The sequence below is a fragment of the uncultured Pseudokineococcus sp. genome, from assembly GCF_947499845.1.
Lineage (GTDB): Bacteria > Actinomycetota > Actinomycetes > Actinomycetales > Quadrisphaeraceae > Pseudokineococcus.
In genome coordinates this window covers 161,397-173,851 of sequence record NZ_CANMPM010000008.1, presented here as the reverse complement: position 1 = coordinate 173,851, position 12,455 = coordinate 161,397, and the positions used below count along the sequence as shown (strand labels likewise).

8 protein-coding genes are annotated in these 12,455 nt (G+C 77.3%); 1 reads left to right on the top strand and 7 read right to left on the bottom strand.

The window, feature by feature from the left end; all coding sequences use genetic code 11:
- The first annotated feature begins 176 nt into the window (after nucleotides 1-176).
- On the top strand, nucleotides 177-3,101 hold the full coding sequence (locus Q0789_RS09870) for a leucine--tRNA ligase (protein WP_298804657.1): 2,925 nt from the start codon (nucleotides 177-179) through the stop codon (nucleotides 3,099-3,101).
- Nucleotides 3,102-3,241: 140 nt separating this feature from the next.
- Here Q0789_RS09870 and Q0789_RS09865 read toward each other — a convergent pair whose 3' ends face one another.
- The 7 genes from Q0789_RS09865 to Q0789_RS09835 all read right to left on the bottom strand — a co-directional run bounded on the left by Q0789_RS09865 (nucleotide 3,242) and on the right by Q0789_RS09835 (nucleotide 12,380).
- Entirely contained in the window at nucleotides 3,242-4,351 is a 1,110-nt protein-coding gene (locus tag Q0789_RS09865) for a hypothetical protein (RefSeq protein WP_298804655.1), read from the bottom strand.
- Between the two features lie 179 nt (nucleotides 4,352-4,530).
- The gene (locus Q0789_RS09860) at nucleotides 4,531-7,158 is read right to left on the bottom strand and encodes an alpha/beta hydrolase-fold protein (protein WP_298804653.1); all 2,628 of its coding nucleotides are present in this window, start codon (nucleotides 7,156-7,158) and stop codon (nucleotides 4,531-4,533) included.
- Between the two features lie 359 nt (nucleotides 7,159-7,517).
- Nucleotides 7,518-8,531, bottom strand: coding sequence for a LacI family DNA-binding transcriptional regulator (locus Q0789_RS09855; protein WP_298804651.1), 1,014 nt, complete (start codon nucleotides 8,529-8,531; stop codon nucleotides 7,518-7,520).
- Between the two features lie 64 nt (nucleotides 8,532-8,595).
- A complete protein-coding gene (locus Q0789_RS09850) occupies nucleotides 8,596-9,654 on the bottom strand; it encodes a LacI family DNA-binding transcriptional regulator (protein ID WP_298804649.1) in 1,059 nt (352 codons plus the stop codon).
- Nucleotides 9,655-9,796: 142 nt separating this feature from the next.
- Nucleotides 9,797-10,795: a polysaccharide pyruvyl transferase family protein gene (locus Q0789_RS09845; RefSeq protein ID WP_298804647.1), complete on the bottom strand. Its 999-nt coding sequence runs from the start codon at nucleotides 10,793-10,795 to the stop codon at nucleotides 9,797-9,799.
- A gap of 120 nt (nucleotides 10,796-10,915) precedes the next feature.
- Nucleotides 10,916-11,092 carry a DUF1059 domain-containing protein gene (locus Q0789_RS09840; RefSeq protein ID WP_171203391.1) on the bottom strand — a complete coding sequence of 59 codons (177 nt, stop codon included), beginning with the start codon at nucleotides 11,090-11,092 and terminating at the stop codon, nucleotides 10,916-10,918.
- Nucleotides 11,093-11,135: 43 nt separating this feature from the next.
- Nucleotides 11,136-12,380, bottom strand: coding sequence for an EAL domain-containing protein (locus Q0789_RS09835; protein ID WP_298804644.1), 1,245 nt, complete (start codon nucleotides 12,378-12,380; stop codon nucleotides 11,136-11,138).
- Nucleotides 12,381-12,455: the final 75 nt, after the last annotated feature.

Genomic DNA, 12,455 nt, shown 5'->3' with positions numbered 1-12,455 from the left:
TTCCTGGTCACCGGGGCACCCCGGCCTACATCACCCCCGCCACGCCGCCCACCACCGGTGGATCAGGGCTCAGCCGCCCCGCCCGCCCACCAGACCCCGCAGGGCCGGTCCGGCGCACCGGCGCCGGCGCGGGCGGCGGCCTCGACGGCCCGCGCGCCGCACTAGTCTCGGCAGGCGTGGCTCCCGAGAACACCGACCCCGCCGAGACCCCCTCCCCCGCCCCCGGCGCGCCCGCCGCGCGCTACGACGCGGGGCTCGCGGCGCAGGTCGAGGCGCGGTGGCAGCAGCGGTGGCTCGACGACGACGTCTACGCGGCCCGCACCCCGCGCGAGGGCGGCAGCACCGCCTTCGTCATGGACATGTTCCCGTACCCCTCGGGCGCGGGCCTGCACGTCGGCCACCCCCTGGGCTACATCGCGACGGACGTCTACAGCCGGTACCTGCGGATGTCCGGGCGCGAGGTGCTCCACACCCTCGGCTACGACGCCTTCGGGCTGCCGGCCGAGCAGTACGCCGTCCAGACCGGCACGCACCCGCGGACCTCGACCCTCGCGAACATCGCGACGATGCGCGAGCAGCTGCGCCGCCTCGGCCTGGGCCACGACCCGCACCGCTCGATCTCGACCATCGACCCCGCGTACTACCGCTGGACGCAGTGGATCTTCCTGCAGGTCTTCGGGTCCTGGTACGACGCCGAGCAGCAGCGCGCACGCCCGATCACCGAGCTGGTGGCCGCCTTCGAGGACGGCTCCCGCCCGACGCCCGACGGGCGCCCGTGGGCCGAGCTCACCGCCGTCGAGCGCGACGACGTGCTGTCCCGGCACCGCCTCGCCTACGCCGACGAGGCGCCCGTCAACTGGTGCCCGGGCCTCGGCACGGTGCTCGCCAACGAGGAGGTCACGGCCGAGGGGCGCTCCGAGCGCGGCAACTTCCCCGTCTTCACGGCCTCGCTGCGCCAGTGGAAGATGCGGATCACGGCCTACGCCGACCGCCTCGTCGACGACCTCGAGCCGCTCGACTGGCCCGAGGCCATCAAGGTCCAGCAGCGGCACTGGATCGGGCGCAGCCACGGCGCCCACGTGCGCTTCGCCGTCGAGGGCGGCGAGGGCGCGGGCGACGGCGTCGTCGAGGTCTTCACCACGCGCCCCGACACGCTCTTCGGGGCCACCTACCTCGTCCTCGCCCCCGAGCACCCCCTCGTCGACACGGTGCTGCCGGCGTCCTGGCCGGACGCCACCCCCGCGGGAGACCCGCTGCCGCAGAGCTGGACCGGCGGCGCCGCCACCCCCCGCGAGGCCGTGCACGCCTACGCGCGCCGGGCGGCCGCGCGCACCGACGCCGAGCGGCAGGCCGAGGGGGCGGCCGGCGCCAAGACCGGCGTCTTCACCGGGGCGACCGCCACGCACCCGGCGACGGGCGAGCAGGTGCCCGTCTTCGTCGCCGACTACGTCCTCATGGGCTACGGCACGGGGGCGATCATGGCCGTGCCCGCTCACGACCAGCGCGACTTCGACTTCGCCCGCGCGCTCGACCTCCCCCTGCGCTGCGTCGTCACCCCGGCGGACGACCGCGGGCTCGACGCCTCCACGTGGGACGACGCGTGGACGGCGAAGGACGGCGCGGTCACGGGGTCGGACGCCCGCGGGCGCCTCGGGGACGACGGCGTGGTCCTCGACGGCCTGCCGGTCACCGAGGCCGTGCAGCGGATGTCGGCGTGGCTGGACGAGCGCGGCCTGGGCCGGGCGACGACGAGCTACCGGCTGCGCGACTGGCTCTTCAGCCGCCAGCGCTACTGGGGCGAGCCCTTCCCCGTCGTCTACGACGAGGACGGCGTCGCCCACGCGGTCCCGGAGGACCAGCTGCCCGTCGAGCTGCCCGAGGTGGACGACTACTCGCCGCGGACCTTCGACCCCGACGACGCCGACACCTCCCCCGAGACGCCCCTGTCGCGCCGGGAGGACTGGGTGCACGTCGAGCTCGACCTCGGCGACGGCCCGCGCCCGTACCGCCGCGAGACCAACACCATGCCGAACTGGGCGGGCTCCTGCTGGTACGAGCTGCGCTACCTCGACCCGGACAACACCGAGCGCCTCGTCGACCCCGCCCTGGAGGCGGCCTGGATGGGCCCCCGGGAGGGCAAGCCGCTGGGCGGCGTCGACCTCTACGTCGGCGGCGCCGAGCACGCCGTGCTGCACCTGCTCTACGCGCGCTTCTGGCACAAGGTCCTCCACGACCTCGGCCACGTGAGCTCCTCGGAGCCGTTCCACCGGCTCTTCAACCAGGGGATGATCCAGGCGTACGTCTTCCGCGACGCCCGCGGCATCGCCGTGCCGGCGGCCGAGGTCGAGGAGGCCGAGGGCCCGGCGGGCACGGCCTACACCTGGCAGGGGCAGCCGGTCACGCGCGAGCTCGGGAAGATGGGCAAGTCGCTGAAGAACGCGGTGGCGCCCGACGAGATCGCCGCCGAGTACGGCGCCGACACCCTGCGGCTCTACGAGATGGGCATGGGCCCCCTCGACGCGGCGCGCCCGTGGGAGACGCGGGCCGTCGTCGGCTCCTTCCGCTTCCTCCAGCGCCTGTGGCGCAACGTCGTCGACGAGACGACGGGCGAGCTGCGGGTGACGGACGAGGCGGTCGACGACGCGACGGCGCGGGTCCTCGCCCGCACCGTCGACGGCGTCCGGCGCGACTACGAGGGGCTGCGCTTCAACACGGCCCTGGCCAAGGTGATCGAGCTCAACAACCACCTCGTCAAGCGGGGCTCGACGCCGCGCGCCGTCGCGGAGCAGCTCGTCCTGCTCGTCGCCCCGCTGGCGCCGCACGTCGCCGAGGAGCTGTGGGAGCGCCTCGGGCGCAGCACGTCCCTCGTGCGGGAGCCCTTCCCGGAGGCGGAGGAGGCCCTGCTCGTCGAGGACGAGGTGACCGCCGTGGTGCAGGTCCGCGGCAAGGTGCGCGCGCGCCTGCAGGTGCCCGCCGACATCACCGAGGACGACCTGCGCGAGCGCGCCCTCGCCGAGGGCGCCGTGCAGCGGGCCGTCGGCGACGCCGTCGTCCGCAAGGTCGTCGTGCGCCCGCCGTCGCTCGTCAACGTCGTCGTCTGAGGCCGGCTCCCGGCGCCGTGGCCCCCGTCACCTCTCCCGCGCCGACGCCGAGGAGCCGTCCACGAGCGTGACCGTGCACGGTCGCGCTCGTGGACGGCTCCCCTGGTCGATCCTGCGCGGTCGGTCCTCCGCGGGCGCCCTCAGCGGGCGGCGTCCGAGGACGCGGTCGCCGCGGCGACGGCCGCGTCGATCCGCTCCTGCACGCGGCGCTCCGCCGCGCGGCGGCGGCGGACGACGAGGACGAGCACCAGCCCCGCGAGGAGCAGCAGGACGAGCTGCGGCCACGGGACGGTCCAGACGGCCAGCGGCACGCTGTCGCCGACCGGCTCCGCGTCGAGGACGTCGGCGCCCACGGGAGCGCCCTCGACGACGACCCGGCCGCCGGAGCGGAGCAGGCCCCACACCGACAGGTCGGTGCTCGCCGGCACGACCTGCCCGGGCAGCAGCTCGCGCCAGCTGTCGGAGGCGGTCGCCCCGAGGGCGTCGACCGGCCCGGAGACGCGGACGTCGGACGTCGCGGCCACGCGCACCTGGCCCGCGTTGCGGACGCCGTAGGTCACGAGCACCGAGCCGCTCGAGAAGGGGTTCCACGAGGGCCGCCACCGCGCCCGGACGTCCTCCGCGACGACCGCGGCCCGGACGTCGCCGGTCACCCGCAGGTGCAGGCGCACGCCCACGCGCGCCGCCACCTCGAGCGGCTCGTCGCCCTCGGGGAGGACCTCGGCGACGACGCCGGCCGGGTGGTCGCCGGGGACGGCGTCCGCCGGCACGGTCGTCGTGAGGGGCACCGCGACCTGCTGCTCCGGCTCGAGCGCGACGACGACGCCGCCCTCCCCGTCGTCGGCGGCCCCCGGCACCTCGCCGAGGGAGACCCAGGTGCCGGAGCCGCCCGGCGTGCTGCCGGCCGGCGCCACGTCGAAGGCCTCCCCGGCGCCGACGACGCCGTCCCCGACGTGGACGCGGAAGCGGGCCGCGGCCGGGCCGAAGTTCGTCACGAGCACCTCGTCCTGCCCGCTGGCGCCGGGCGCCAGGGACTGGCGGAGGGAGACGCGGCCGTCGGCGGCGCCGCCCGAGGACGGCTGCACCGTCCACGTCGTGCGCCCGTCGGCCGCGGCCGCGGCCTGCTCGGGCGACGGGTCCGGGGTCTGGGCCCCGGTGGGGGCCGCAGCCGGCGCGGTGGCGACCGCGGGCGGCGCGAGCAGCAGCCCGGTGAGCGCGGCGACGAGCACCGCGGGGACGACGCGCCGCATGGGGACCTCCGGGGCCGGTGGGACTGCTCGGGTCGAGCGGGTCAGGTGGAGCGGGTGCCCGCCCGCCCCGGCGGGGCGGGCGGGCACCGGGTCGGGGCCGTGGCGCGGCTGCCGCAGCAGCCGCGACACGAGCCCGGTGGGGCGACGTCGGCCGAGGGAGACCTCGGTCGACCGGGACCTCAGTCGACCGGGAAGAGCGACACGGTGACCGCGCCCCGGTAGGTCCCCGGCCGGGTGCTGGTGGGCACCTCGAGCCTCAGGTCCGCCGTCACCGTGGCCGTGCCGGAGCGGTCGGACCCGCTCGCCGCGGCCAGCCGCTGCGGCGCGGCCAGACCGGCGCCGCCGCTCATGACCGTCCGGACCGACGGCCCGGCCGTGACGCCCTCTGCGGCCGCCACGACGAGCGGCGTCCACCCGAGGTGCCCGGCCGGCAGGGCACCCCCCGGGCCGGCGAGGTCGGACGACTGGCCCGAGACGGCCCAGCCCCCGTCGCCGGCCTGCGCGTCGGTGCGGGAGTCCGTCACCGCGATGTCGAGCAGGCGGCCCTGCATCACGAGGCGGTCGCCCGCGTTGGAGGCCGCACCGAGCGCCGTGCCGCCGCCGTCACCGCCGACGGTCATCGCGAGGAAGCCGTCGGCCTCCTCGGGCACGGTGGCCTCGACCGGGATGCCGTCGCCGTCGTCCGCCGTGGCCTGGCGGAACAGGCGCGGGGCGAAGTCGACCAGGGCGTGCTGCCAGGTGTCCCAGCCGTGCGGGCCCTCGTAGTACCCGTCGAACTCGTGCTCCACGCCCAGCCGGTCGAAGAGCTCGAGCGTCGAGCGCACGGACCCGTAGGTGAAGTCCGTGACGTTGCCGTTGTAGAGCCGCAGCAGCGTGGTGCCCTCGTTGACGGCCTCGACGTCGAGGTCGGAGCCGTCGCCGGAGTACCCGGCCGAGAAGGTCCCGACGTAGCCGAAGGCGCCGGGCCGCTGGCGCAGCACCTGCATCGTCTGGAACCCGCCCATCGACAGGCCGGCGAGCGCCCGGCGCTGGGGGTCGTCGCTGACGCCGAACTGCTCCTGCGCCGCCGGGGCGATGTCCTCGAGGAGCTCCGTCGTGAAGTCGCCGACGTTGCCGTTCCCCATGACGACGACCATCGGCTCGAGGTTGCCGTCGCGCAGGTGGTTGTCGAGGATCTCCGCGGCGTGGCCCATCTCGGTCCAGTCCGTGTAGGTCTGGCCGCCGCCGTGCTGCAGGTACAGCACCGGCCAGGGCTCGGCGCGGTCGGCGTCGAAGCCCGGCGGGGTCCGCACGAGCGCCGTGCGCTCCTCGCCGGCGACGCCGCTGTCGTACGTCATCGGCTGCACCGTCCCGCGCTCGTCCTCGGGGACGGGCGTGAGGACGCGCGCGGCCCCGCCCGGCACGAGGAACTGGCTCCACGTGGGCTCGCTCGTCACGCTCGTCGGGTTCCGGGTGTCCTTGACCGACTGCATGTCGACGATGAGGCGGTAGTGGTACCAGCCGGGCTCGAGGGGCCCGACGGTGCCGCGCCAGCGGTCACCGACCTCGGACAGCTCGACCCGCAGCCACAGGTTGCTCGGGCCCCAGTTGGCCCACACCGTGACGTGCTCGGCGTCGGCGAAGTCCGTCGTGGTCTCGAAGGTGGCGAAGCCGTCGTCGGTGACCCACGGCGTCGACCCGTCTTCCGGCGCCGTCGGCGTGAAGGGCTCCTCGATGAGCTCGTGGCCCGGGCCGAGGCCGGGGTAGCGCCCGTCCTGGAAGAGGCGCTGGGAGAAGTCGACGAGGTCCTCCTGCCACGCGTCCCAGTTGTGGCCGGCGTCCGGCTTGGCGCCGTCGAACTGGTGCTCCACGCCCGCCGCGTCGAGCGCCCCGAGGGCGGAGTGGACGTCGTTGTAGGCGATGTCGGTCTGGTTGCCGACGTAGAGCCGGAGCAGCTCGGTGCCCGCGTTGATCTCGTCGACCGGGAGGTCCTCGAGGTCGAAGCGGCCCGCGCCGAAGGTGCCGACGGAGGCGAAGGCGCCCGGGTCGGACCGGAGCACCTCGAAGGCCTGGCCGCCGCCCATCGACAGCCCCGCCAGCGCCCGCTGGGCCGGGTCGCTGCTGACGTTGAGCTGCCGCTCCGCCGCTCGGGTGATGTTGCGCAGCAGCTCGTCCGGGAAGCTGCGGACGTTCCCGTCGCCCATGACGACGACCATGGGCGCGATGTCGCCCGCGGCGTAGAGGTTGTCGAGGATCTGCCCGGCCCGGCCGACCTCGACCCAGTCGCGGTAGCCCTGCCCGCCGCCGTGCTGGAGGTACAGCACGGGGTAGGGCTCGGCCCGCTCCGCGTCGTAGTCCGGCGGCGTCCAGGCGAGGGCCGACCGGTCCTCGCCGGCCACCGAGCTGCGGTAGGTGAGCTCGCGCACCTCGCCGCGCGCCCCCTCCGGGGCGTCGACGAGCAGCTCGGCCCCCTCGCCCTCGACGACGAAGGTGGACCACTCCGGCTCGGAGGTGACGCTCGTCGGGTTGGTCGGGTCCTTGACCGTGTACTGGTCGTCCGCGGTGACCTGGTAGTAGTACGAACCCGGCTCGAGAGGCCCGAGCACGCCGGTGGCGGTGTCGCCCCGGAGCGTCAGGCCGTACTCCGCCCAGTTCGACGACGGGCCGAAGTCGCCCTCCGCGACGATCTGGCTGACGTCGCGGCCGACGGCCTCCTCCACCTCGCCCACGGGCACCGTGAAGGTCGCGAACCCCGACTCGTCGACGACGACCCACGGCGTCGCCGCGCTCGCCGGCGCCGCGACCGCGACCACCCCGCCGAGCACCATCGCGGCCCCCGCCGCGACGGCGACCCCCTGCGCCAGGGCGCTCCGCGCACCTGGTCCTCCTGCACAGCGTCCACCCGGTGGCTCCTCTCCGTCGAGGCTCCCGCCCCCACCCCGGGCCGCCCGGCGGGCGTGACGGGGTGCTGCGTCGGGGCGGTGGCAGCGGCTGCCTCTGGCGCGGCGGTGCTTTAACGCGATACCGCGTCTACCTGGCCTCTTACATCGTCGTAAGCCGCTGGCCGTACCCCGCTGCGGTCGGACGAGACGTGTCAAGGGGTGCGGAGCGGACATCTCGCGCCCGCGTGCGGGCACCCGGACTCCCAGCCACGGAGCTCCGACCCCGGGCCCGCCGGCCAGGGACCTCAGGCGGGCGAGCTCACCGCGCGGGTCGACTCGCGCACGACGAGGTGCGCGCCGCTGGGGCGCAGCAGCCGCGCCGGCACCGGCCCGGCGCGGAGCTGGGCGAGCAGCAGGTCGACGACCGCCTCGGCCATCGCCGCGTTGCCCGGGTCCACCGTCGTGAGCCGCGGGACGGTGTAGGAGGAGCCCTCGTCGTTGTCGAAGCCGACCACCTGGACGTCGCCCGGCACGTCGCGCCCGAGGTCGGCGAGCGCGCGCAGCGCGCCCGTGGCGGCGGCGTCGGTGAGGACGAAGAGCGCGTCGACGTCGGCGTGCTCCTCGAGGAGCCGCCGCGTCGCCTCGAACCCGCCGTGGGCGTCGAAGGCGCTCACCGGCACGACGAGCCGCTCGTCGACGTCCGCGCCGGCGTCGAGCAGCGCCCAGCGGTACCCCTCGGTGCGCAGGCTCGGCATGTCGGCGCCCGCACGGGCGGGGCGGCCCCCGACGACGGCGACGCGGCGGGCGCCGTGCTCGAGGAGGTGGCGGACGGCGAGGACCGAGCCCCCGACGTCGTCCATCGCCACCTGGGGGTGCGCGCCCTGCAGGGGCCGCTCGCCGAGCAGGACGCACGGCTTGTCGCCCACGGCCCGCCGCACCTCCTCGCCGTCGAGGACGACGGGGCTGACGGCGACGGCGTCGTAGGCGCCCAGCCGCTCGGGCGACAGGGCGCGCTCCTCCCCCGCGCGCGTGGCGCCCGTCCGCTCGAGGACGACGCGGTAGCCGTGCGGCTCCAACCCGCGCGACAGCCGGCCCGCCAGGTGGGCGTAGTAGGACGCGGCGACCTCGGGGACGAGGAGCCCCACGGCGCCCGTGCGCCCCGTCCGCAGGCGCCGCGCGCTGGCGTTGGCCCGGTACCCCAGCGCGCTGACGGCCTCGGCGACGCGGGCGCGGGTCGCCTCGCTGACGCCCGAGCGCCCGTTGACGACGTTGGAGACGGTCATCGGCGAGACCCCCGCGGCCCGAGCGACGTCGCTCATGGTGACCACGGCGGCACCTTGCGACGCGCGGCGGCGGACGGGCGCCGACGCCACCGGGTGCGCCTCAGCCCCCGGCCGGGCCGCCGGTCGACGCGCGGACGACCACGCGGAACGGCGCCTCGTGGCGCCGGGGCGGCACCTGGCCGGGCCCGGCGCCCCCGACCCGCTCGAGCAGCATCGCGACGGCGGTGCGGGCGACGTCGTCCAGGCCCAGGTCCACCGAGGACAGCGCGGGGCGGGCCCACCCCGGCGCGAGGTCCCCGAGACCCATCACCGCCACGTCGTCCGGCACCCGCAGGCCGCCATCGGCCAGCGCGTGGAGGGCGCCGACGGCCAGCGCGTCGTCGAGCGCGAGGACGGCGTCGACCGGCGCGCCCGTGGCGAGCAGCGCGGCGACGGCCGCCGCGCCGGCCCGCGGGTCCCCGTCCCGCGCGGGGAGGACGAGGCGCGGGTCCACGGGGACGCCGGCGTCCTCCAGCGCCCGGCGGTACCCGAGGACCCGGGCGCCCGCCCCGCCCCGCCCGGTCGGTCCGTCCGCCGGCGCCCCTCCCGCCGGTGCCCCTCCCACCGGTGCCCCGACGACCGCCACCCGGCGGCGCCCCACGTCGAGCAGGTGCCGGACGGCGGCCGCCGCCGCCGCGGCGTCCGCGGGGGCCACCTGGTCGACGGCGACGACGACGTCCGCCCGGCCGAGGAGGACGACCGGGTGGTCCACCCCGTCGAGCAGCGCCCTCTCCGGCGCGCCGAGCAGCTCGGCGGCGAGCAGCAGACCGTCGGTGCGGTGCGGCTCGCCCGCGAGGACACCCGCGCGGCTCCGGGGATCGGCGCCGGTGCGGCTCACGACGACGGCGAGGTCGTGCTCCCGCGCCGCCGTGAGCACCGCGTCGGCGAGGGCCGCGGCGGCGGGCGGCCGCAGGTCCGGCAGCACGAGGCCGACGACGCCGGTGCGCCCCGACCGCAGGCCCCGGGCGGAGAGGTTGGGCCGGTACCCCAGCTCGCGGATCGCCTGCTCGACCCGCGCCCGGGTGCTCTCGTGCACGTGCGGGCGGCGGTTGACGACGTTCGACACCGTCTTCGAGGAGACCCGGGCGCGACGGGCGACGTCGCGCATCGTCACCGCCACGACGACGCCCCTGCGACCGCCCGCCCCCACGACGCCCCCGCGACCGCCCGCCCCCGGGGGCGGGTGCCCGGGAGACGTCCGGGACGCACCGCGGGGCCACGCCCCCGACGACGCCCCTGACGACGCCCCGGGGAGCGGTGCCTCACCCGCCCGCCGGGACGCGCAGCAGGGCCCCGAGCTCGCGGGCGGACCCGGCGAGCGCCTCCTGCGCCCTCGGCAGGACCGCCCGCGCGGCCTCGCGCGCCTCCGGCGACAGGGCCCACGCCAGCTGCTCCTGGACGCGCTCGCGCGTCACCTCGTGCGGCAGGAGGACGGGCCAGCCCAGCGCCCGCGCCTGCGCGGCCACCTTGGCGCCGCCCTCGACGGGGTCGAGCGCGACCACGGGGACGGCGTTCTTCAGCGCCAGGACCACGCCGTGCAGGCGGCTGCTGACGACGACGTCGAAGCAGCGGAGCAGGGCCTCGACCTGCGCGGCGGTCGAGGGCACGTGGGGCTCCCCGGTGGCCAGGCGCGTGTCGAAGGGCACGACCGCCGGCGGCCCCGCGGGGCCGGGGGCCGAGGCGAGGGCGGGCAGGACGACGTCGTGGACGGCGTCATGGCGCTGCCGCTCACCGTACTCGTGCTGGGCGTGCGCGGCGCAGAATCCGACGACGGGCACCGGCGGCACGGGCACGATCAGGGAGGTGTCGGGCCGCGGCTCGCCGTCGCCGTCGCGGGCCAGGGCCGCGTGCAGCGGCGCGACACCGCCGACGACCGAGACGTCGACGCCGAGGAGCCGGGCGTGGGGGAAGCGGTCGGCGACGCGCTGCAGCTGGCGCCCGCGGGCGGGCCCGCACACCCACAGGACGACGTCGTAGCGCTCCGGGTCGACCGTGTCGAGGTCCACGCTGGCCGCGTCGTCGGGCGCGAAGGTGCGCGTCATCGCGACGTCGAACGGCTCGTCGAGGGCGCGGAGGTCCGCGACGGCGGCGTCGCGCGCGAGGAGGTCCCCCGCGGTGATCTCGCCGTCGGGGACGCTGAACCAGCCGGTCACGAGCACGCGGCGACCGGGGCCCGTGCCGCCGGGATCGGGGTGTCGGGGGGCGGGTCGTCCGGGGGCGGGGTCTCCGGCGGAGAGGCGCCGGGCGGGGGTGTCGTCCACGCCGGGACGGTCCCACGAGCGGGCGCGCCCGCGCCCCCCGGCTCGCCGCCGCCCGAGGGGCGGCTGAGCGCCGGGGGGCGCGGGGGCGGCGGACGGCCCGGGGCCGCCCGCCGTGGTCGCTCAGGCGAGGGTGAGGATGCGTCCCCGGACCTGCTCGACGAGGGCGGCGGGGACCTCCGCCAGCCCGTGGTCGTCGCGGGCGTGGGCGCCCACGGCGCCGAGGATGTCGGCCTCCGTCGGAGCGCTGAAGGTCTTGCGGCACCCCGGGACGACGTCACCGCACGAGAACTGCTTCATGGTCACCTCCTGGTCGGGCGACCGCGTCTCGGCGCCCACCCCCTCATCGGCCGCCGGCGCCCTCGAGCAGCGCCACGAGGCGCGCGACCACCCGTTCGGCGCGCACGATCCCCACGGCGCGCCCGAGGTCGTCGACGACGACGACGGGGTCGAAGCGCGTCGCCTCGGGGCGGGAGACGGCGCGGCGGGCGAGGTCGACGACGCCGTCGGAGGGACGGGCGCGCAGGGACACCCGCGCCGTGCGGTGCCCGCTCTCCCCCTCGCGGCGCAGCGGGAGCAGGAGCGCGGCCGGGTGGGCCTCCTCGTCGAGGCGCAGCCCCACCTCGCCCGCCTCCAGCAGCAGGGGCTCCCCCGTGCTCGGGTCCTCGCAGCGGACGGCCTCGACGAGGCTGGCCACGTCCTCGACGAACGAGACGCGTGCCGCGGCGGATCGCAGGCGCGCGGCCACGGCGGCGTCCAGGGGCTCGAAGCGGGGCGAGGGACGCGCCAGCAGGTACCCCTGGGCGAGCGGGGCGCCGAGGCGCAGGAAGGCGTCCATCTCCTCCCACGTCTCCACGCCCTCGGCGAGCAGCCACGCGTCGAGGCGGCCGGCGAGCTCGCCGAGCATCTCCGCGAGCGCCAGCTTAGCCTCGTCGAGGTGGATGCCGGCGACGAGGGCGCGGTCCAGCTTGACGAGGTGCGGGCGCACGGTCGTCAGCTGCTGCAGGCCGGAGTAGCCGGAGCCGGCGTCGTCGAGGGCGACGAGGGCGCCGCGGTCGGCGAGCCGCCCGCAGAGGGCCACGACGGGCGTGAGGTCGGCGACGGCGGTGTGCTCCGTGAGCTCGAGCACGAGGGGCGAGAGGTCCCCCGCCCCGAGGAGGAGGTCCGCCAGGACGGGCTCGCCGAGCAGGTGCGGGCTGACGTTGACGGTGAGGAAGCAGTTGTCCGGCAGGTCCGCGCGCAGCGCGAGCGCCCTCTCCACGACGAGGGCCTCCAGCGCGGCGCCGCGCCCGAGCCGGTCGGCGGCGGCGAACCACAGGTCGGGCGTCAGCGGCTGCGCCACCCCGGCCGGCTGCTCGAAGCGCGACAGCACCTCGTAGCCCGCGACGACGGCGCGGGCGACGTCGACGATGGGCTGGACGACGAGCCGCAGCCGCGACGGGTCCGCCAGGACGCCGGCGACGAGCGCCGGCCAGTCCGGCGGGGCGTCGTCCGGCGGGGCGTCGTCCGGCGGGGCGTCGTCCGGCACGGCGCGCGGCGACGGGAGGGCCGGGTCCTCGGTCGGGGCGGCGGGGCCGGCAGGGGGCATGAGGAGGCCATCGGCGCGCCCGGGCGCCGGGTGCAGCGCGCGCCGGCGCGGTCCACCGGACGGCCGACGCCGCGC

Bases quoted from the DNA above. Each gene is read 5' to 3' on its own strand.
- Q0789_RS09865 (WP_298804655.1), bottom strand. From the start codon at position 4,351: ATGCGGCGCGTCGTCCCCGCGGTGCTCGTCGCCGCGCTCACCGGGCTG.
- Q0789_RS09860 (WP_298804653.1), bottom strand. From the start codon at position 7,158: ATGGTGCTCGGCGGGGTGGTCGCGGTCGCGGCGCCGGCGAGCGCGGCG.
- Q0789_RS09855 (WP_298804651.1), bottom strand. From the start codon at position 8,531: ATGAGCGACGTCGCTCGGGCCGCGGGGGTCTCGCCGATGACCGTCTCC.
- Q0789_RS09840 (WP_171203391.1), bottom strand. From the start codon at position 11,092: ATGAAGCAGTTCTCGTGCGGTGACGTCGTCCCGGGGTGCCGCAAGACC.
- Q0789_RS09835 (WP_298804644.1), bottom strand. From the start codon at position 12,380: ATGCCCCCTGCCGGCCCCGCCGCCCCGACCGAGGACCCGGCCCTCCCG.